The sequence below is a fragment of the Lysinibacillus sp. FSL K6-3209 genome (assembly GCF_037976175.1).
Taxonomy (GTDB): Bacteria; Bacillota; Bacilli; order Bacillales_A; family Planococcaceae; genus Lysinibacillus; species Lysinibacillus sphaericus_D.
The window spans coordinates 2,261,743-2,283,357 of record NZ_CP150264.1 but is presented as its reverse complement, the minus strand read 5'-3'; the positions used below and the strand labels follow the sequence as shown (position 1 = coordinate 2,283,357).

Sequence of the window (21,615 nt, the reverse complement as noted above, 5' to 3'; positions counted from 1 at the left end):
AAAGGAGGCATATTATGGAGGAGAAATCTGTAAGTCCTTTCGTCACCATTATTAAAAGTAAACCAAAACTATTGGCACTTTTAATCATTTTATTGCCTGTTTTGAGTGTAACAATTGATAATACGATTCTGTCATTTGCCTTACCACAGCTTACATATGCATTATCACCGAGTGCTGCTCAACAGCTTTGGATAATAGATGCTTACGCTTTAGTGCTGGCAAGTTTACTTGTTACGATGGGTGGTATTGGTGATCGTAAAGGACACAAAAAAGTACTTTTTATCGGTAGTCTTGGATTTTCGATTATATCGTTTATTATCATTTTTTCGCAAAATGCAGGTCAAATTATTGCTGGTAGAGCGGCGCTAGGTTTTTTTGGCGCAATGATTCTACCTGCTACATTAGCCTTAATCCGTTCTACTTTTCTGGACCGAGAGGAGCGAAGGTTAGTAGTAGCGGCATGGGCTACTTGCTTAACAATTGGTTCTGTACTTGGACCAATTATTGGCGGTGTATTACTTACTTTCTTTTCGTGGCATGCAATCTTTTTAATTTCAATTCCATTTTTTATTCCTGTCATATTCTTTATTCACAATTTTATTACCGAATCACAAGAAAAGTTAACTGGCAGAGTAGATTTCTTCAGTATTGGCATGAGTTTCATTGCCATGTTTGGTATTATGTTTGGGTTAAAACAAGTTGCTACTGGTGGAGAATGGGAACTAAGCTTACTAAGCATAGGGATTGGCGCTATTTTTGCAGTGTTGTTTGTAAAAAGACAGCTTGTTTTACCTAATCCTTTGTTAGATATGAGTCTTTTTAGAAATAAAAGCTTTTCTTCGCTTGTCTTTATCAATATGGTCAGCTTGGGTTCATTAATAGGATTTATATTCTTTGCAACACAATTACTTCAAATATCGCATAGAATATCGCCATTAATTAGTAGTTTTATCCTTGTGCCAGGTGAAATAGTAGCGATTATTTCTGGAATAGGCATCGTTGTCATCGCGCAAAAGGTGAAACCTAATTTTATCATTAGTGGGTCCCTTATTCTTATTGCGATTTCTTTTTTAGCCGTCTATAGTTTAACACTTACACCTCTAATTATTGGTTTATCTTTTCTGTTCATTAGTAGTGGAGTGGGCATTATTACTACCGTATCGAATGACCTTATTATTTCATCAGTTATTCCTGAAAAAGCTGGTGGGGCCTCGTCGGTAAGTGAAACGGCCTATGAAGTTGGCGTTGTCCTTGGTACGACGTTAATCGGGGGAGCGATTACATGGTGGTATAGACAATCGTTTTTATTACCAGATTATCTTCAGGCTAAGATTTCAGAAGGTTCGACAGATACGCTTGCAGGTACTTTAGCGGTAAGTGAGTCGTTACCAAAAGATTCCTCGACTGAATTGCTCAATATTGCAAACTCTGCCTTCCTAAAGGGCGTTGAATATACGAGCTTAGTAGCATTTTGTTTCATATTACTTACGGCTATTTTAACTTTCTTTTTTATTAAAGAAGAGCATCCCTCTAATCATTGAAATTAGGGGGATTTTTTAGTGGAGAATGGATGATTGGTAGGGTGACCAACAATAATTGCTAAAATCATGGCACGTTGCACAACTTAAAATGAAGGAATGATGATGTATGAACAACAATATCGATAGCATAATTGAACTAGAAGAGATGATGGTAAACTTTATAAGAAAATTTTTATCAGAGCAGCAAAATTTGCATAGCCAAAAGGTCATTGAATTCTCAAACGCCAATATATTTCAACTATTGGATGATTTAGCAATACCAAGTGAAGGTAGACCGATGTGCGACGTTCTATCTGATGCAGTAGAATATATTTATAAATATAGAGCTAAGCTTAATCATCCTCGCTATTTTGGTTTTGTACCAGGCCCTGCATCACTCATATCATGGGTAGCTGATGTCGTAACCAATGCTTACAATATGCATGCAGGAAGTTGGATGTCAACACCTACGGCAAGTTATATTGAAAAGGAACTCATCGCTTGGTTAAATAATAAAATTGGTTACACCGAACAATCTGGCGGAATTTTTGTATCAGGTGGTTCGATTGCAAATATTACTGCGTTAACCGTAGCGCGTGATAATAAATTGGATGGTGACCTTGCCAAAGGAATAGCCTATATTTCCGATCAAACACATTCATCCGTAATGAAAGGTCTAAAAATAATTGGTTTAAGCGACCGTAATATTAGAATTATTCCAACTGATAATTTTAAATTAAATACAATGTTGTTGCATGAACAAATAAAAGCAGACTTATCATTAGGCTTAAAGCCATTTATAGTGATTGCCAGTGCTGGTTCCACTAATACGGGAAGTATTGATCGTATGGAAGATATTCATCGCATTTGCCAAAAGTTTAACCTTTGGATGCATGTTGATGGGGCTTATGGAGCGACTGTCCTTCTGTCAAAAAAGCATAAAAGTAAGTTAAAAGGGATTGAAAATGCCGATAGCGTCAGTTGGGATGCCCATAAATGGTTATTTCAGACGTATGGTTGTGGCATGATTTTGGTTAAAAATAAAAACCTATTATTTCATAGCTTTCATACTAATCCTGAATATTTAAGGGATGCACAAATAAATAATGAAGAAATTAATTTTTGGGACTTTGGTATGGAACTGACACGGCCAGCTAGAGCGCTAAAGCTGTGGTTCACGTTGCAAGTTCTAGGGTCGGATAAGATGGAGGAATTGATTAATCATGGTATACGTCTAGCAGAATATGCAGAAAGTGAAGTTTTAAAGTACAAGGATTGGAGCATTATAACGAAAGCGACCTTGGCAATCGTCAATTTTCGATTTTCACCATCGAATTTTGACGACGAGATCATAAATAGAGTAAATACAGAAATTTCGAGAAAAATGGTAAGTAGTGCTTATGCTGGGGTCTTTACGACGATATTAAACGGCCAAGTAGTTTTAAGAATGTGTACGATTAACCCTGAAACAACTTATATGGAAATAAAGAAGACGATTGCACTTTTGGATGAGTACGCAAGAGCTATTTCTTTCAAAGTGCTGTCCGATGTCAATAAAAGCAAGGAGCTACAGACTGTCAAAAATTGAAGACTCTGTCTATTTGTTTTCGCATCATTTAGGTGAAAGGTATTTATTTAATATAAAAAGAACATGTTTTGAAAATCAAAATAGGTTCTTTTCTTATTGCAAAACGCATAAAAACACCATATTAGCTGTAGGTATTATAGTTGCAAAAGTAGGTGTATTATTTTAATAATCAAACAAATAATGTTAACATAGAAAGATGTATATAATTGGTAATATTTACTTTGGTATAATCTAGGTGTAAAACTGTTACAAGCAAAAAAATATTTTCATTATAGGAGGATGAACAATGGAGACAAAAGAACAAATATTACACTTGTTATTGCAAAAGGGCTTTAAGTTTAGATTTTATGAAGATCAAAATTTACTTTTCTATACAAAAGAGATAACGGAACCTGTATTCGTTAAATGGTTTGCTGAAGAACACTGTCATTTACCGGACTGTGATATGACGCATGTTTCGATCTCCCTTGAAATCACGAATAATCTCGAACGTGCGCAATATACTTTCTTTAATGGCATTGATAAACAATATATATTTAAAGACTTACTAGAGTTTAAAGAAGTATTGGAGAAGCTACCTAATTTAATTGAATTACGCTAATGGATAATTTTTTAATGAAAGAGTGAGCTTAATGTCAGAAGGAATAATGTTTTCTGTCTTTACTAGAAACAGTTTGACATTGTCCATCGTTTTCTACTTAAACCAACTCAACCAACGTTGACTTGAAGGATATAATCATGTAAAATATTCCAAAATTCATTAATAATTGTACATTCTGTGAAAAAGACAGTAATTCATTTTGAGCTGCCAAGCGAGTTAGGGATGGTGTGAGCCTAATGCAGATCGTTTGAATGAAACGCACTTTGGAGAAGTTTCCCGAAATACTAGTAGGGAATACCGGGGCGTCACCCCGTTATCAATTGAAAGTGGTCATAATAATGGCAACTAGAGTGGTACCACGGGAATGCAATGCTCTCGTCTCTTATTTGAGACGGGGGCTTTTTTATTTGTAGAGGAGGGAATGGATATGATAACAGAAATTGCAAAAAGTTTAGCGATCGCATTACATCAGCAAGTAACAGTAGAGGACATTAAAACATTACTTGAAAAGCCTAAAAATAGAGCAATGGGTGATTTTGCCCTGCCATGTTTTAAATTGTCTAAACAGCTAAGTAAATCTCCACAAACCATTGCAACGGAAATTCAAAAAAATGTAACGTGTGAGCTGATACAATCTATCGAGCTAGTTGGCGGATATGTCAATTTATTTTTAAATCAACACCTCATCACACAACAAGTATTAAGCAAAGTGATGAAAGAGCAAAAATTATATGGAACAAGTCCAATAAGTAAAGGCAGTGTCGTATTCGACTTTTCTTCACCGAATATTGCCAAGCCTTTCTCAATGGGCCATTTACGTTCAACAGTTATAGGCAATGCCCTTGCCAATCTAGCAGAGAAAAATGGCTATAAGGCTATTCGTATTAATCATTTAGGCGATTGGGGTACTCAGTTTGGAAAGTTAATTGTCGCTTATCATCTATGGGGAAACCAACAAGCAATTGAAGCTGCACCAATTAAAGAATTATTGAAAATTTATGTAAAATTTCATGAAGAAGCACAACAAGATGCAACGTTAATTGTACAAGCGCGAGCGGCATTTAAAGCGTTAGAAGAGCAAGATGAACAGGCACTTGCTCTATGGCAATGGTTTAGAGAAGTATCATTAGAAGAATTTAAGGGACTATATCAGTTGTTAGGTATTCAATTTGATCGTTACGAAGGAGAAGCGTTCTATAATGATAAAATGCCAGCGGTTGTAAGTGATTTACAAACAAAAGAACTGCTGACACTATCTGAAGGTGCATATGTGGTCGAATTAGAGGATATGCCTCCTTGTATCATAATGAAAACAGATGGCGCTACACTGTATGCTACGCGTGATTTAGCCGCTGCCTTTTATCGACAGCAACAGTATAATCCTGAAAAAATTTACTATGTCGTAGGCAATGAACAAACATTGCATTTCCAACAGTTATTTCACGTTATTGAAAAAATGGGTTATGATTGGGCACAAGATTTACGCCATGTGGCTTTTGGAATGATACTTCAAGATGGAAAAAAGATGTCAACGCGAAAAGGGAAAATGGTTCTTCTACATGATGTATTGACAGAAGCGATTGAGACTGCAAAACAAAGTATTCAACTGAAAAATCCACATTTACAAAATAAAGAAGAAGTAGCGAGGCAGGTTGGTGTAGGTGCCGTTATTTTCAATGACTTAAAAAATAATCGCATCCATGATATTGAATTTTCTATAAACGACATGATGCAGTTTGAAGGGGAAACGGGCCCATATATCCAATATACGCATGCACGCATTCACTCCATTTTGGACAAAGCAGATGGTCCACTTGAGGAAGTGTCTTTCCAACCGTTAGGACAACAGGCATGGCAGGTCTTGTTGTTACTTGAACAATTTCCTCGTGTAATTGCGAACGCTTATGAACAAGTAGATCCTTCCATCGTAGCTAAATATGCTTTACAATTAGCTCGTGCGTTTAATAAATACTATGCAACGAATAAAATTCTAGCAAAAGATCGCTTACAAGGTTGCCGTTTAACATTATGTCATTGTGTAGCTATGATTCTAAACGAAGCATTAGCTTTATTAGGAATCGAAGCACCGAAAAATATGTGATGATGCTTCTCTAAGTTTATTGTACCAAAAGCACAAATAAAGCAGGATGCATATAAAAATAATGAAATATTGACGGTAAGCAGAGAAAATGCTAAAAGAAGAATAGAAGAAATCGGATGTCTGACAACATTATTTATCAAGGACAATGACATAGTAGTGAACTTGGCATTAGAAAGGTATTCAACGTTATGAATAATAAACAATGGACAGCTTCGACAATCGTCGTTGTTGTCAGTATTTTTTTCGTCGCCCTCAATATGCGACCAGCTGTAACTAGCATAGGGCCACTATTTAATGTGTTAATGGAGTCTCTTCAAGTATCCAATACGCAAATGAGTTTATTAACATCCATTCCTGTCTTTTGTATGGGGCTTTTTGCACCAGTGGCTGTTCCGTTACAACGACGGCTTGGTACAAAGTTTTCAATTGCACTACTTTTAACTATTATTGGGTTAGCCAATGGACTTCGATGGTTACAGGAAAGCTTTGTTTTGCTTGTGGTTACAAGTTTTGCTGCTGGTCTTGCCATCGCTATTATCGGGCCGATGGTAAATGCATTTATTAAAGAACAATTTCCAAATCGTTTTGCAACGGTAGTTGGCGTGTATTCTTTTGGCATTGGGACAGGTGCAACATTAAGTGCGGCATTAACGGTATCATTTTATAATGGGTTTCATAAAGATTGGACCATTGCCCTTGGTAGCTGGGCAATGCTGGCTGTGCTTGCTCTTATAATTTGGTTGCTTGTTATCCCAAATCAGGTAGAGCAGTCGTCTGTACAAAAGGATGAACGAATAAAGGAAGCTGTACGTAATCCGTGGAAAAACAGCCGTGCGTGGACGATTTTACTTTATTTTGGTTTTCAAACATCGTTATTTTTCTCGATGATGTCTTGGTTAACGCCTATTTTACAAGATAAAGGCTTAACACTCGTTGCTGCCAGTTCGATGTTAACTTTTCTGTCAATCATACAGATGATAGGAAATATAGTTGTCCCGATCCTAATGGAAAAATGGTCAAATCGTATTCGATGGCTATTGTCATTAGGAATTATCGGTGTTATCGGTTTTGCACTATTATGGTTAGGAACGGGATGGCTATTATGGATTGGCGTTCTTATTATTGGGATTGTGCTAAGTGGATTGTTTCCTATTGGTTTATTATTACCATTGGATGAAGCACGCTCGCATGAAGAGGCCAATAGCTGGTCCTCAATGGTCATGTCTGGTGGATTTATGATGAGCGCAATTATTCCTACACTAATCGGTTATTGCTATGATTTAACAGGTAACCATTCGTTTACCTTCGTTATCTTTTTGCTATTAACGTTTGGGATTATTACTACAGCGCTTGTATTAAGAAAGAAATAAATAGCATGTCTTCTGTAGGTTTCAAAAAAGTTTTAATTGCAAGGGCAGTAACGGCAACTTATCATGTCGTTACTGCCTTTTGCTCGTGTAAAGAGTGCTTCTTGAACAGACAGAACTCTTCGAAAAGTATGACAAAATGCTATTTTTCTTTAATGTAAGTAGATAAATTTTTAAAAATGGCCTTATTTTAATGGATATATTTCAATAATAATATTATGTAAACTTGAAACAAATGACATCGTTGTTTATGATAGTAAAGAAAGAAGTTCGATAGAAAGTATTGGTGAACAAATGCGAAAAAAGATGCTTATCGTTGGAGCGGCAACCCTCCTGTTAACAGGTTGTGGCGATCAATCTGTTGCGGACATGTTTAACAAGGAAAAAACAGCAATTAAATCTGACAAACTCGTCGAGAAACAAGAGGAAAAGCTTATTCCAGAGGTGAAGGTTGTAGGGGAGAGCGCTATTGGCGCGGGTATTATTGTGAAGAAAGACCCTTCGATGCTCTATATTGTAACAAACGGAGCGTTGGTCGCATCAAAACCTACTGCCCTTGTGCAATTTAGTAACGATAAACTTGTAGAAGCTGATGTACGCTATATATCTACTGCTTATAACATTGCTATTTTACAAGTGAAATATAATGCGTCGGTCAATGTTCCAACTGTATTCAATGGCAAGTTGGATCACTTGGCCGTGTATGTCGATGGCTTACCCCACACAATCAAAAGATATAGTGACAAGGTCGCTGCTTATTATATAGATGTAGACCAAGCTTTACCACCCGGTAGCCCTGTGATGGAGGCAGAAAATGGTCAAATTGTGGGCGTTTATTTTAATCGACAGCAACAGGGCGTTTCTCAACCATACATATTGCCACTTCAAGATATAGTACAGTTACTTGATGAATGGATTATTGACGGCATGAAGGCAAAGGATCGTTTGTCTCAATCTAAAAATTTGTATGCCTATAGTGAAGTCGGTGACAAAGAAGCGGTGCAAAAAATACTTGATAAATATGGGAAGAATATTTTTGCCTATAATGAGGACGAGGTAAAAATATTTATTGATACATTTCATGAGCATTTAAAGGCGGCTGTGGCGATTAATGATGCCAGTGTGATGCAGTCTGTTACTGGTGCAGAGGATTTACAGCATACGCTGAAAGATATGGTTGCTTATTATGCGTCCAAGCAAGCGAAAATCCATTTTTCTAATACAACTATTAAACAGATAGAGAAAGTAGGGCAAAATATTATTGTGCGTGCAAAAACGGAATACGTGCTGACCGATTCAGCGGGACAGGAAGCACTTGCACATTCCATCATGACCTATGAGATTTTCAAAAATGATCAAGGCGATTACAAACTAATTCGCCTTATAGCAGAGGAGTGAGAAAGAGAATGGAGCAAGCAAGACAAATGCTACAGCATCACTTTGGTTATGATTCATTTCGCATCGGACAAGCGCAAATTATTGAGCAAACATTAAGTGGGCAGTCGAGCCTTTGCGTGATGCCGACAGGTGGAGGAAAATCGATTTGCTATCAAATTCCGGCATTAATGCTTGATGGTTTAACGATTGTGATTTCACCGTTAATTTCCCTAATGCAAGATCAAGTTGAGTCATTGCGAGCAGCGAATATACCGGCGGCTTATATCAATAGTACGTTATCAGCACAAGAAGTGGATGAAACGATGCAACTAGTGAGTGGAGGTTATTTGAAGCTGCTCTATATTGCACCGGAAAGATTAGAAAGTGCTGCCTTTTTACAAGCATTATCACAATTATATGTACCATTGCTAGCTGTAGATGAAGCGCATTGTATTTCGCAGTGGGGCCATGATTTTCGCCCCAGCTATCGCGCCATTCAAAAATTATTTACATTATGGGCACAACAACCCACTGTGCTTGCCTTAACTGCTACAGCAACTCCTGCTGTCTGTGAGGATATCCGTCAATTATTATCGATTGACGAAAAGGCAACACTCATTACAGGCTTTGAACGTGAAAACTTAGCTTTTACGGTGTTAATCGGTGAAAATAAAGAGCGCTATATTAAAAATTATATTGAAAAAAATAAATCGGAAGTCGGCATTATTTATGCGGCGACACGTAAATCAGTTGATGCATTGTATGACTCACTGACACGTGCGGGTGTGTCGGTTGCAAAATATCATGCAGGACTTTCAGAGAACTTGCGTATGACTGAACAAGAACGATTTTTAAAAGATGAGGCTCGCATTATGATCGCAACCAATGCGTTTGGTATGGGAATCGATAAAAGTAATGTTCGCTTTGTGATTCACTATCAAATGCCACGTAATATGGAGAGTTATTATCAAGAAGCGGGCCGCGCAGGGCGTGATGGTTTGCCGAGTGCTTGTATTTTGCTCTACGCTTCAGGGGATGTACAAACACAACGTTTTTTAATTGAGCAGACACGTGATGAGGCGCGTATCGCACAGGAATTAGAAAAATTACAAACGATGGTCGATTACTGTCATACCGAAGGCTGCCTACAAAATGCGATTTTAACGTATTTCGGTGAACAGGCAGCCGCACCTTGTAAACGTTGCAGTAATTGTCAAGATAACCGGGACGTAAAAGATGTCACGGAAGATGCACAAAAGGTATTAGCATGTGTTGTAAGAATGGGACAAAAATTTGGCAAAACAATGGTAGCACAAGTATTAATAGGCTCTAAAAATCAAAAAGTTCTTGAATTTGGATTTTCAAGACTTTCAACCTATGGCATTTTAAAAGGGCAATCTTCGAAGGAGGTTTCTAATTTTATCGAATTTTTAATTGCGGAAGGATTATTAGCAGTTAAACATGGCACATTTCCAACGATTTATGTATCGGAGGAAGGAAAATCTGTTTTGTTAGGCAAGCGAACAGTTATGCGAAAACAAGCTGTTACGGTTCGACAACTTGCAGATAATGATCCATTATTTGAACACTTACGCATATTACGCAAAGAGATTGCCGATGAAGAAAAGGTACCACCATTTGTCGTGTTCTCTGATAAAACATTGCGTGAATTATGCGATAAAAAGCCTTCAGAGCTGGAAGGACTTAGACAAGTGAGTGGTATTGGTGAAGTGAAATTCGAGAAGTATGGCAAGCGTTTCTTTGATGCAATGCAGTCGTTTACCTTAACTTAATGAAAAAAGAATCCATCTTGTGTTTTTCACACGATGGATTCTTTTTGTATGATTTAGAGAAACTGTCTTTGATTTCTATTATTTTTTCCAATGTTCCGCAATAAATTCATCACGTCCTGATACCGCTCGATCTTGTTTATAATGGTCCGGTTCTTTTTTGTAATAGTCTTGATGGTAATCTTCTGCTGGATAAAAGTGTTGAGCATCACGAATTGTGGTTACAATAGGTTTATCGAAGCGACCACTATTGGCAAGCTTTTCTTTCGATGCCTGTGCAATTCTTTTTTGTTCTTCAGAATACGTAAAAATGGCCGTTGCATAGGATTCGCCCCTGTCGTGAAACTGACCGTAGGCATCTGTAGGGTCAATTTGCATCCAATAAATATCAAGTAACTGTTCATAACTAAAAATAGTGGGATCAAATTCAATTTCGACTACTTCTAAATGACCTGATTTGCCTTTTTTAACGTCTTCATATGTTGGATTTTCTAAATGGCCACCCATATAGCCTGATGTAACTTTATGTATGCCATCCCATTCTACAAATGGCTTCACCATGCACCAAAAACAGCCACCTGCAAACGTCGCTTTTTCTATCATATTCATCATCCTTTCTTTTGTGAAAATATTATAGCATTATTTTGTTCATTACTGGCAAATAGGGTGTAAAATAACGAATAGATAGATGCTGATGAGGATAGTAGGAGAAAAATGAAACTTTCCTTACTTTCAATCGTTACATTAACTATAAAAAAATAGAGGAGTTAGTTCGTTATGGAAGAGCAAGACTATACAAGACGCTCACAACGTCCTAAGAAACGTCGATTGCGTAAAGGAAGAGCACTGTTTACGTTCTTATTACTCTGTGTCATTGTCATTGCTGGATACAGTATTATGCAATATCGAAGTGGTTTGCAATTAGCTACAGACACGTTGGTACCCCAAGAAGACTTTAGTGGAGACGAAGTAAAGGACGATATTGAGAACTATTTATTATTAGGAATCGATACACGCGGTGAGGAGAAATCGCGAACAGATACAATGATGATATTATCTTGGAATAAGAAAACAAACGATGTGAAACTAGTATCATTTATGCGGGATATTTATGCAGACATTCCCGGCTATCAATCCTATAAACTAAACACGGCGTATTATTTAGGTGGTGTTCAACTGTTAAAAGACACATTAAGTAATATGTTTGGTTTACCGATTCACCATTACGCACTTGTCGATTTTAAAAATTTTGAATCACTTGTAGACATTTTAGCACCTAATGGTGTGGAAATGGATGTAGAAAAGGATATGTCGGAAAAAATTGGTGTTACCCTTACAAAAGGTACGCATAATCTAAATGGGCAGGAATTACTTGGCTATGCAAGGTTCCGTCATGATGCGGAAGGGGATTTTGGCCGTGTTGCTCGTCAGCAAAAAGTGATTGAAGCATTAAAAAATGAAATATTAGCACCACAAAATCTATTGAATTTACCTAAATTCATCGGTGCCGCACAAGGCTATGTAACGACTGATTATTCATCTGCAGGTGAAATCCAACAAGTTTTAAAAATGGTGTCTAAAGGGAAAGTATCAATCGAGAAAGCGACAATACCTATAGAAGGTAGCTATGATTTCCAAAACTTTAGCCATGCAGGATCTGCTATTGTGATTGATGAAAAGGCAAACAAAGCGTTTTTAAGTAAATTTTTAGGAATTTCCTTAGAGTGAAACTTCGCAAAAGCCAACATTATCCTGTAAAATATAGGTGAGCATTCGGATTGGGGTGAGTAGATGAGTGAAAAAAGACCGAGGGAGCATTCAAACTTCTTTTCGACGAAGTTTATTCGCTTTTTAGGTGGTAAAAATTTATTATTTACGTTAATTATTTTATTATTACTCGCATGTGTCATTTACATGTTTGGAAAAGTTTCCTTTATATTTACCCCGCTACAAGTATTATTTGAGGTTGTTATTTTACCAGGGGTACTAGCCGTAATCGGGTATTATTTATTACGACCATTATTAGGAATACTTGAAAAGTGGCGTATCCCAAGAATTTGGGGCATTTTAATTTTATATATTGGTGTAGTTGGCGTCATTACTTTACTTGTCGTGTTGGTCTATCCATTTTTACGAGATCAATTTACGAATTTAGCACAGGAATTCCCTGTCTATTTTATGGCCCTAACACAAAATATAGTGGAATACTTAAATAACTCACGTGTTAATGAGTATTTAGCCAATATGGATTTTAATTATGAAAAAGTTGTTATGAATTTTACGACAGATATTATTGAAACAGTAAAAGATACAGCGGCTAATTTAGCACAAGGTGTTGCAACAGGGATAACCGGTTTTCTTTCAACTTTAACAGGCATTATTTTATCGCTTGTAACGGTACCATTTATATTATTTTATTTATTAAAAGATGGCGAGAAATTACCGAAATTTGTTATGAAAATATGCCCGCCTCGCATGCGTCCAGGTTTACATGATGTTTTACACGATATGGACAAGCAAATTAGTTCTTACATACAAGGGCAAATTTTAGTGTCAATGTGTATCGGGGCAATGGTCACAATTGGCTTCTTAATTATCGGCATGAAATATGCATTGCTACTTGGTTTTTTAGCTATGATAACAAGTGTAGTTCCTTATTTAGGACCAGTCATTGCAATTACACCAGCTGCTATTATTGCGCTTGTTAACTCGCCATTAATGCTTGTTAAACTAGCCATCGTCTGGACGATAGTGCAGTTAATAGAAGGGAAGTTTATTTCTCCGCAAATTATGGGGAAATCCTTGAGCATCCATCCTATTTCCATCATTTTCGTCTTGCTAACAGCAGGTTCATTATTTGGTGTACCGGGAGTAATTTTAGGGATTCCAGGCTATGCAATTTTAAAAGTACTCGTCACACATTTATTTAAGCTATTTAAGCAACGATATAATCGCTACGAAGATGAAGTAGTACAAAAATATGATGTGTAACAAAAAACAGCTACTCTGAGATACAGTAGCTGTTTTATTTTAGCAATATCAAACGGAAAAGATAAAAAGCATGTGCAAGGGAATCATCCTTATCACATGCTTTATTAAATATTAGGAAATGGAAACGTTTTTTAGACGATCTACTGCTTCTTGTAAGACCTCTTTTGGCTGAACAAGAGCAAGTCGTAGGTAGCCTTGCCCTGCTGTACCAAACACTGTTCCCGGTACTGTTACAACACCAATTTGTTCAATTAGCTTAAATGCTAAATCCGTGCAGTCGATATCGTACGGATATTTTGCCCATACGAACATGCCACCATCAGAAGGAGCTGCATCCCAACCAAGTTCACGTAAGCCATTCATTAACGTTTTATGACGCACTGAGAATGTTGCACGTAAGTTCTCTGTAATTTCTTCCGCGTGGTCTAAAGCAACTACCGCCGCATCTTGAATTGGTTCAAAAATTCCGAAGTCTAAATTCGATTTGAGTTGTTTTAAGACAGCAATCATGTCGGCATTCCCAGCAATATAGGCAATTCGTGTGCCAGCTAGGCTAAAGCTTTTTGATAAGGAATTGATCTCCATCCCTACTTCTTTTGCACCTGGCGCCGCTAAAAAGCTTATCGGGCCGTCACCAGTAAAGTAAAACTCTGAATACGCCGCATCATGTAGCACAATCACATTATATTTTTTAGCAAAAGCAATGACCTTTTCGAAATACGCAAGAGAAGGCATAGCTGGTACAGGATTACCTGGTAGATTTAAGATAAGTAACTTGGCCTTTTGTGCAACTTCTTCTGGCACAGCGTCTAAATCAGGTAAATAATCGTTATCTGCTGTTTGTGGCATATAGTAGGGTGAGGCACCCGCTAGATGAATGCCTGCATCGTAAGCGACGTAAGCTGGATTTGTTGACAGAACGATGTCTCCTGGATCACAAAAGGCGATTGGTAGATGGACTAAGCCTTCTTGAGAGCCGATTGTTTGAATAATTTCAGTTGTAGGGTCTAAATCGACATTGCTACGACGTTTATAATAACGGCTAACTGCATCATAAAAACGTTGTGTACCAGTTAATGTGTAGCCATATGATTCTGCCAAGCCCGCTCTGTAAGATAAATGCTCACGGATTTTTGCATGTGGTGGAAGGTCAGGGCTACCTAAACTTAAATCGATTAAAGACATACCTTTTGCTTGTTGTTGTTTAGCAAAGTTCTTTAAATCTCCGAAAATTGCTGGTGTAAATAGAGACATTTTTTTTGATGGTACGATTTTCAAACTAGGACACTCCTTATAGTTGTATAACAGAATAGTAGTACACATTTTATCATACTAAAGCACAGAAAGGGGAAGTTATTCTGAAAAAAGAATATATTCTTGTAATGGAGAAGATGCTTGCATAGGCTAGCGGAAAAAATTAAGCTTAAATGACAATATTTTTGTACAAAATAATAACGGGTAACGATGCTAATGATAGTAGCGATATAATTCTGCTATTATTAAGCAAGGAAGGTGGTTTTTTAGATGAAGGTATGTTCTTTAAGTGGACCAAGTGGAACAGGAAAAAGTACAAGCGCGCTCGTTTTTGCACATAAAATAGGAGTGCAAGCCATTATTGATGACGGTTTACTCATTGTCAATGGCGTGAAAGTAGCAGGGATTTCTGCAAAGTTTGAAAAAAATACGATAACTGCTGTACGACGTGCGATTTTTTCAGAAGAAGCGCATCGTGAAGAAGTCGTTAAAGCTCTCGATACATATCATGTTCAATCTATATTACTTATTGGTACGTCTGATAAAATGACGAATAATATTGCCAAGCGCTTGGAACTAGGGCCGATTGAAACGTATTATTATGTTGAGGATATTCGCTCTCAAAAGGAAATCCAAAAGGCGCGATTTATTCGCCAAACGCAAGGAAAACATGTTATGCCCATACCGTACCGTCAAGTCGAGCAAAATTTCTTTAAACGACTGGTGCAAAAGGGGAAGGAAATTTTCACACCTAAACGCGAAAAAATCGGTGAAACAACCATTGTGCGTCCTGACTTCCAACAGGAATATATTGAAATAGAGAAGCAAGTCTATGTGCAATTACTAACCTATACTTGTAAACAGCAAGATATTGTGCAAAAAGTAGAACAAATACAGTTTAGCCTTGGAGAGCAGGCAAAGGTCATAGTATCTTTGCAATTAAAGATGCCGATAGATTATTCATTGCCTCGTCGCTTATATCAGTTACAAGAAGACGTACAACAGTCTTTTTACCAGCATTTTGGCTACGAACTAGATGGTATCAATGTTCAAGTGCACTCTGTTGTACAAAAACGAAAATAAAAAACAGGTACTCCAGTCGCAAAAGGGCGAGTGAGTACCTGTTTTCTATTTTGATGCGCGTGTAAATTGAGGTTGACGCTTTTCAACAAAGGCACGGCAGCCTTCTGTAAAATCACTGCCTACAAATGGTGTAGAACCTTGCCATAATGTTGGTACACTATCGACACATTCTTGTACAGATTGCTTTACAGCAAGTAAAGATTCTGGAGACATTCCGGCTACCAGCTTGCCCATTCGAATCATAAATTTATTTAAATCTTTCTCAGTTACTAAATAGTTCAGCATACCCAGCTTAAAGGCTTCATCGGCTTTAAACATACGACCTGTAAATACCAAATCCTTCGTTGTAGATGGGCCAACAAGTTGGACAAGACGCTGGGCAAATTTATTGTTTAATGTGATGCCCAATTTGCCTACAGGAATGCCTAATTTTGCTTTTTCAGAGCCGATGCGAATATCACATGCTAAAGCAAGTTCTAACCCTGCGCCCATTGCAGGACCGTTAATAACACCAATTGTTGGAATCGGTAAACGTTCAATCGTTGATATTGTTTTTTCCATATGTAGAAAAGCTTCTTCTGCCTTTTCCAAAGAAATAGCGTTGAATTCTTTAATATCAGAGCCAGCTGTAAAATTCTCACCAGAGCCTCGTAAAATAAGCACTTTATTTTTAGGATTATCTAACACTTTTAGTGCAATTTTAGCTAATTCATCCCACATATTTGCGGTAAGCGCATTTTTCGCTTGTGGTCGATGGATCGTAATAATCGCGAGTCCAGCCGTTTCTTGATAAATAATTTTCGCATCCTCAGCCTCAAGACGAGTTGTTCTTACTTGCATAATTGAAAAGCCCCCTACAATTTAAGTTGATACTTATATTATATAACACAAAGGACAATAAACACTAAATAATACGAATTTTCATGTTTTTTCAACCTGTTACACAAGATTAATGGCATTTTATAGAGATTGTACTACAACAGATAATTGCTATTGTAATAAAGCAAAAGATATGAGAAACTACTATAGGAACATTTGTTTCTTTATTTCGTATGGAGCATCGTGTACAGAAAGATAAGTTTAATCGATAATTACAGATTATCCGACACTACTCTATTTAAAGTTAAATAATACCTCACGCACCATAAATATTATAAAATAAAACTATCACACGTACAGTAAACAAGGAGGGCGCATGATGGTACCATTAAAAGAAGCATGGCAAAGTTATTTATTACTATTAAATTCTTTAAAGAAAAGTACTGCTACAAAAAAACAATACAACCTTGATGGACAGCAATTTTTAGCTTTTGCAAGTGAACATAATATTCAAATGTTGGATAAACAATTGAAAGAATTATTATTTATATATAGTAATTATCTAAAAGAAAACTATGAAAATGTTAATACTTTTAATCGGAAAATAGCGTCACTCCGTAGTTTTGTAGACTTTGTATTTTTGCGAGAATGGGTTGAACCGTTTGATTATGAAAGCATTTTACAGCCAAAAAAGAGGGGCAAGGATTCTTTAAAAGTGCTGACAAAAGAGCAATTGTTAAACATTTTAGAAGTATGGCCTACCTATTTTCGATATGCAAAAACACCTGAGCATGCTTGGCTTGCCAGACGGAATGGTTGTATTGTACAAATGTTTATCGAAACGGGTTGCAAGCCTGCTGAACTTGTCCGTATGAAGTGGGGGCATCTTGAAATTCCATCATCACTTATTTCGATTTCAAATCAGAATGGCAGAAGAGAGATGAGACTTTCACCTATTTTGATGGAAATGTTACAGCATTATAAAAATGCGACGGAAGATATACATCAAGGGAATGTAGGGGAGTGGCTTTGGGTCAGTGAAACAAGTCTTACTAAATCGATCACGACAAAAACAATTGAACGGATTTTTCAAACACTATCAAAAGATATTGGCACAAATGTACGAGCGACGGATGTTCGTTACACGGTGCTACAGAAGGCGTTACAAAGTGAGGAAACGGTTGAAAACATACAACAAAAAATGGGATATGTTCGAAAATGGGTATTAACAGAACGAGGAGAACGTTTTAAGTAACTGTGCAGCAATTGTCTCTCAAGCACAAATTGCTGCACTTCTTTTTAAAAATGGGTTAACGCTTTTACTTGAACTTTTACCGTTAAATCATGTTTACCGCCTGTATAGACGCCTTCGACAGGGCTAATATCGGTATAGTCACGTCCGATACATAAAATAATGTGATTTTCTAGTACTTCCACATTATTGGTTGGGTCTAACCCAATCCAACCAATACCAGGAATCATCACTTCAACCCAAGCATGTGTTGCTATATCTCCGATTAAACCTGAATTTCCATCGACATATAAATAACCGCTTACATAGCGAGCAGGTATGCCTTTAGCACGCAGTATAGCGAGCATAACGTGCGTGAAATCTTGACAAACTCCTCGTTTTAAGGCAAAGGCTTGGCTTGCAGTTGTCGTAACATTCGTTGCTGTTGGATCATACTCAAATGTTGAATATAAATATTGCATTAAATTAAGCGAAAACAGCACTGGATTTTCTGCGTGCCCAATCGCATGAAACACTTCCTCTATCTGAGCATCTGTCATATACGTAAAGCTTGTTGATTTTAAATAGGGCAAATAATGTTCGTAAAAGAGCTGGGAGTGAAAAATCGTCTGCATTTCGGGTGAATATTGAATGCGATGAATAAATGGTGCACGCTGTATACTAACGATGGATGTTGTTTCTATTTCTAGCACTTGATGTTGCTCAGGGATATAAAATGTACCGACTGTATTTCCCCAAATATCTGCATGCTCACGCGTTAGAGAAGATGGTGAAATCGCGATACGGTAGGACAGCAAGCGTTGACGCTCATCACCCCGCGGCTTTAAGCGGATAGTATTCAAGCTTTGATCGACTTCAGATTCATATTGAAAAATATTTGTATGTTGAATTTCAAATTTCATCGTGTCCGCTTCCTTTTGATTACTGACTTGCGTGTTGAAAGGGAGCTGTAAGTGGTTCCTTTCAAGCTTGTAGGCTGGGTTCATATAAATGATAAATTGCTGAAAATGTATGACCAAAATCAATACATTGACACAATCTTTCCTCCATTGAAAATATAGCTTCCTCTAAGGAAACTGTTGATAAATCGAGCTCGCTAATGGCCGTTAACAAAGCTCGTAACGGTGTATTAAGTGCTACAAAACGAGCAGTTAGATGGTCTTTTTCAATATGCATAAATGCATCCTCTAATTTTTTTAAACAGACCATCACGGAGCGTGGAAAATGCGCATCCTGTAATAAATATTGCATAACAGATAGTAAATTTGTTTGATGGTACTTACGTTTATAAGACGCTGTCGCTTTTGATAAATCAAGCAAAAATATCCCATCGGCTTCTTCTATATTGCTAGTCATTGGTTGTTGCTCAAGCATGATTAATATCATACGGATCATCTTTTCTGCTCGTTCAATCCATTTGCCGACTTGCATAAAATAAAAAGGTAAATCTCGTTCCATTGAGTCTTCAACTAGTCCTGTAACCGTTAACGATGTCTTACGTACATTGTGTAAAAAATAATTTAGTGATATTAATTGAAATGGTCGTTTCTGCACCGTTACTTCTTGCTGCATATATAAATAAAAGGCATTGTGTAATTCCCAAAGCTCAATAGGGATACTATCCCGTGTTATTCGTGCATTTTCTCGAACGGCGCGCAAAGTTGCATGCAAAGCGTTGCTATTGTTATCAGAGAACAACAAGTACTCAATAAGAGGATTCACTCGAATGACTTCATAGCATGCTAGAAATTCTTCTTTCGAAGCACAAATATCTAAAATAGCTTCCCAGTGGTCGAGATAATCATGTTCCTTACCAGATTGCTCCAGCATATTCAACAGCTGTACTTGTAATATATGTGCATTTGTTTCTGTGCGTTCACTATATCTTGCCATCCAATATAGTGCGTCTGCTACTCGACTTAGCATGCGGCAATTCCTCCTTTAATATCCACGTATCTTTTGCTCCGCCACCTTGTGAGGAATTTACGACTAACGATCCTTCTGTTAGCGCAACACGTGATAAGCCACCTGGAAGGACAAATATCTCATCACCTGTAATGACATATACACGCAAATCGACATGACAAGGATAGAATTTGCCATTTTGATAGGCAGGTGCGCGTGATAACTGAATGGTCGGTTGTGCGATATATTGATTTGGTTGGCTTACTATTTTTTGTCGAAAGCTAGAGATTTCTTCAGCACTTGCATGTGGACCAATCAGCATATCGTAGCCACCTGAAGCACTTACATTTTTTATAACAAGCTCGTGTAAATGTTTTAGTACCCATGCCCGCTGATTTTCATCATCAAGATGGTAGGTCGTAACATTTTCTAATATAGGCTCTTCATTTAAATAAAAACGAATCATATCAGGGACATAAGCATACATCGCTTTATCATCTGCGACACCGTTGCCTACTGCATTTAGTATTGCAATATTTCCTGCCTTATAGGCCTCCATTAAATACGGCACGCCAAGTAAAGAATCTTCCCGAAAGACAGTAGGATCTAAAAAGTCATCATCAACGCGGCGATAGATAATATCGATTTGCTCTAATCCGTAAATTGTTTTTTTATAAACTTTTAAATTTTGCACAATTAAATCGCGTCCTTCAACAAGCTGAACATTTAGTTGTTGCGCTAAAAAGACATGGTCGTAGTAGGCTGAATTATACATACCAGCAGTTAAAAGGACTGCTTTCGGTTCAACATGAGCCTTTAAATTTCGTGGTCGATGTGAAAGTAGTGCCTTTTTCATGTTGGCCATTTGTTTTTCGAGCGATTGAATCGTATGTTTGGAAAAAAATTCAGGATACACTTCCTTCATAACATAACGATTTTGAAAAACGTATGAAATGCCGGAAGGATTACGTAAATTATCTTCCAATACGCGGTAAACACCGTTTTGATCACGAATTACATCAATGCCTGCTAAAAAAATATGATTATTTATTGGCACTTGAACACCCAACATTTCTCGACAATAATAGGAATTTTGTTCGATAAGATTTTTGGGAATAATGCCAGCTGTTACAATTAACTGTTCATTATAAATATCATGTAAAAAACAATTTAACGCTTTGACACGTTGTTTCATACCTGTCTCAATCATATGCCATTGTGAATGCGGGATAATAATCGGTACAAAATCAAAAGGCATTGTCCGTTCTGTCCCCCCTTGGGCACCATATACAGTAAATGTAATACCTTGTCTAAGGAAGCTCGATTGGGCTTGCTGGTATTTTTCTTCTAGCTGTTCTTGTGAAAAAGCACTTAGTTTACGATGGAAGGAGCGATAATGCGGTTTCGGCTGGTCACCATCTAACATTTCATCAAAAAAAGAACCCGAATCATATAATTTCATCATGTGAACCGCCTCCGAATTTAAGGAATAGTCAAAACATGTTACACTAAAAAGAATACATAAAAGGAGCTAGTAAAAAATGATCAACATTAACTTAATGCAAGCTTATGAGTTAGACAAGCTATCGAAACTAGGTATATGTGATGAGGAAATCTTACAGACATTGCGAACTGGGGAAGTATCGTCATGGTGTACAAAGGAACCAAATTATGAATTTCAAGAAACGCTGGCTCTTTTTCAAGAAGGGGAGCACCAATTATTGGACGCGCTGCATGGTAATTATCGAATAAAATATGTAACATTACCTGGCATTAAGCGTTTACTACATCTTCGCTTTCAATTAGAAGAAACGAAGGACTTTCAATTGGCAGAAACAGGTATTCAGAATTTAGCGTGTGACGAAGCCATAATTTCGAAGCTTCATACGATGTTGTCGACCAACTGGAAAATAACACAACAAACGAATGGTACATATAGTATTTTCGCTAATTAACTACAAATAACC

The 21,615-nt window shown here is 37.2% G+C and carries 18 protein-coding genes and 1 other annotated feature; of the genes, 12 read left to right on the top strand and 6 right to left on the bottom strand.

From position 1 onward, the window contains the following. Positions 1 to 14: 14 nt before the first annotated feature. The 7 genes from MHH88_RS10910 to recQ all read left to right on the top strand — a co-directional run bounded on the left by MHH88_RS10910 (position 15) and on the right by recQ (position 10,347). Positions 15 to 1,541 carry an MFS transporter gene (locus tag MHH88_RS10910; protein ID WP_339262959.1) on the top strand — a complete coding sequence of 509 codons (1,527 nt, stop codon included), beginning with the start codon at positions 15 to 17 and terminating at the stop codon, positions 1,539 to 1,541. Positions 1,542 to 1,647: 106 nt separating this feature from the next. Then, positions 1,648 to 3,108 (top strand): aminotransferase class I/II-fold pyridoxal phosphate-dependent enzyme, encoded by a 1,461-nt coding sequence (locus MHH88_RS10905; RefSeq protein WP_339262958.1) that lies wholly within the window; start codon positions 1,648 to 1,650, stop codon positions 3,106 to 3,108. A gap of 286 nt (positions 3,109 to 3,394) precedes the next feature. Further along, positions 3,395 to 3,709 (top strand): hypothetical protein, encoded by a 315-nt coding sequence (locus MHH88_RS10900; RefSeq protein WP_339262957.1) that lies wholly within the window; start codon positions 3,395 to 3,397, stop codon positions 3,707 to 3,709. Between the two features lie 168 nt (positions 3,710 to 3,877). Beyond that, positions 3,878 to 4,095, top strand: a binding site (T-box leader). Between the two features lie 41 nt (positions 4,096 to 4,136). After that, entirely contained in the window at positions 4,137 to 5,810 is a 1,674-nt protein-coding gene (argS, locus tag MHH88_RS10895) for an arginine--tRNA ligase (protein WP_339262956.1), read from the top strand. Between the two features lie 188 nt (positions 5,811 to 5,998). Further along, the gene (locus MHH88_RS10890) at positions 5,999 to 7,180 is read left to right on the top strand and encodes an MFS transporter (protein ID WP_339262954.1); all 1,182 of its coding nucleotides are present in this window, start codon (positions 5,999 to 6,001) and stop codon (positions 7,178 to 7,180) included. 291 nt (positions 7,181 to 7,471) lie between these two features. After that, the gene (locus tag MHH88_RS10885) at positions 7,472 to 8,575 is read left to right on the top strand and encodes a hypothetical protein (protein WP_339262952.1); all 1,104 of its coding nucleotides are present in this window, start codon (positions 7,472 to 7,474) and stop codon (positions 8,573 to 8,575) included. Between the two features lie 8 nt (positions 8,576 to 8,583). Beyond that, positions 8,584 to 10,347, top strand: coding sequence for a DNA helicase RecQ (recQ, locus tag MHH88_RS10880; protein ID WP_339262950.1), 1,764 nt, complete (start codon positions 8,584 to 8,586; stop codon positions 10,345 to 10,347). A 78-nt stretch (positions 10,348 to 10,425) separates the two neighbouring features. Here the strand turns inward: recQ and msrA are convergent, their stop codons facing one another. Continuing rightward, complete coding sequence (gene msrA, locus MHH88_RS10875; protein ID WP_339262949.1) at positions 10,426 to 10,947, bottom strand: peptide-methionine (S)-S-oxide reductase MsrA; 522 nt, start codon at positions 10,945 to 10,947, stop codon at positions 10,426 to 10,428. 174 nt (positions 10,948 to 11,121) lie between these two features. Here msrA and MHH88_RS10870 point away from each other — a divergent pair, with 174 nt between their 5' ends. Both MHH88_RS10870 and MHH88_RS10865 read left to right on the top strand, forming a co-directional pair. Continuing rightward, a complete protein-coding gene (locus tag MHH88_RS10870) occupies positions 11,122 to 12,072 on the top strand; it encodes an LCP family protein (protein ID WP_339262948.1) in 951 nt (316 codons plus the stop codon). Positions 12,073 to 12,135: 63 nt separating this feature from the next. Continuing rightward, positions 12,136 to 13,335, top strand: a complete 1,200-nt coding sequence (locus tag MHH88_RS10865; protein WP_069512582.1) for an AI-2E family transporter — start codon at positions 12,136 to 12,138, stop codon at positions 13,333 to 13,335. Between the two features lie 111 nt (positions 13,336 to 13,446). Here MHH88_RS10865 and MHH88_RS10860 read toward each other — a convergent pair whose 3' ends face one another. Continuing rightward, entirely contained in the window at positions 13,447 to 14,613 is a 1,167-nt protein-coding gene (locus tag MHH88_RS10860; protein ID WP_339262946.1) for an aminotransferase class I/II-fold pyridoxal phosphate-dependent enzyme, read from the bottom strand. 246 nt (positions 14,614 to 14,859) lie between these two features. Here MHH88_RS10860 and MHH88_RS10855 point away from each other — a divergent pair, with 246 nt between their 5' ends. After that, the gene (locus MHH88_RS10855) at positions 14,860 to 15,672 is read left to right on the top strand and encodes a hypothetical protein (protein WP_339262945.1); all 813 of its coding nucleotides are present in this window, start codon (positions 14,860 to 14,862) and stop codon (positions 15,670 to 15,672) included. A gap of 45 nt (positions 15,673 to 15,717) precedes the next feature. Here the strand turns inward: MHH88_RS10855 and MHH88_RS10850 are convergent, their stop codons facing one another. Next, complete coding sequence (locus tag MHH88_RS10850; protein WP_025219523.1) at positions 15,718 to 16,512, bottom strand: enoyl-CoA hydratase/isomerase family protein; 795 nt, start codon at positions 16,510 to 16,512, stop codon at positions 15,718 to 15,720. A 355-nt stretch (positions 16,513 to 16,867) separates the two neighbouring features. Between MHH88_RS10850 and MHH88_RS10845 the strand changes: the two genes are divergently transcribed. Continuing rightward, positions 16,868 to 17,746, top strand: a complete 879-nt coding sequence (locus tag MHH88_RS10845) for a tyrosine-type recombinase/integrase (RefSeq protein ID WP_339262943.1) — start codon at positions 16,868 to 16,870, stop codon at positions 17,744 to 17,746. Positions 17,747 to 17,790: 44 nt separating this feature from the next. Here the strand turns inward: MHH88_RS10845 and MHH88_RS10840 are convergent, their stop codons facing one another. The 3 genes from MHH88_RS10840 to MHH88_RS10830 all read right to left on the bottom strand — a co-directional run bounded on the left by MHH88_RS10840 (position 17,791) and on the right by MHH88_RS10830 (position 21,113). After that, positions 17,791 to 18,645 (bottom strand): transglutaminase family protein, encoded by an 855-nt coding sequence (locus MHH88_RS10840; protein ID WP_069512587.1) that lies wholly within the window; start codon positions 18,643 to 18,645, stop codon positions 17,791 to 17,793. Between the two features lie 61 nt (positions 18,646 to 18,706). Continuing rightward, positions 18,707 to 19,669 carry an alpha-E domain-containing protein gene (locus tag MHH88_RS10835; RefSeq protein ID WP_339262941.1) on the bottom strand — a complete coding sequence of 321 codons (963 nt, stop codon included), beginning with the start codon at positions 19,667 to 19,669 and terminating at the stop codon, positions 18,707 to 18,709. Continuing rightward, positions 19,623 to 21,113 carry a circularly permuted type 2 ATP-grasp protein gene (locus MHH88_RS10830; protein WP_339262939.1) on the bottom strand — a complete coding sequence of 497 codons (1,491 nt, stop codon included), beginning with the start codon at positions 21,111 to 21,113 and terminating at the stop codon, positions 19,623 to 19,625. The genes MHH88_RS10835 and MHH88_RS10830 overlap by 47 nt, the downstream gene beginning before the upstream one ends. Before the next feature lie 76 nt (positions 21,114 to 21,189). On the opposite strand from MHH88_RS10830, the gene MHH88_RS10825 reads away from it, so the two are divergent. Next, entirely contained in the window at positions 21,190 to 21,603 is a 414-nt protein-coding gene (locus MHH88_RS10825) for a hypothetical protein (RefSeq protein ID WP_339262938.1), read from the top strand. The last annotated feature ends 12 nt before the right edge of the window (positions 21,604 to 21,615 follow it).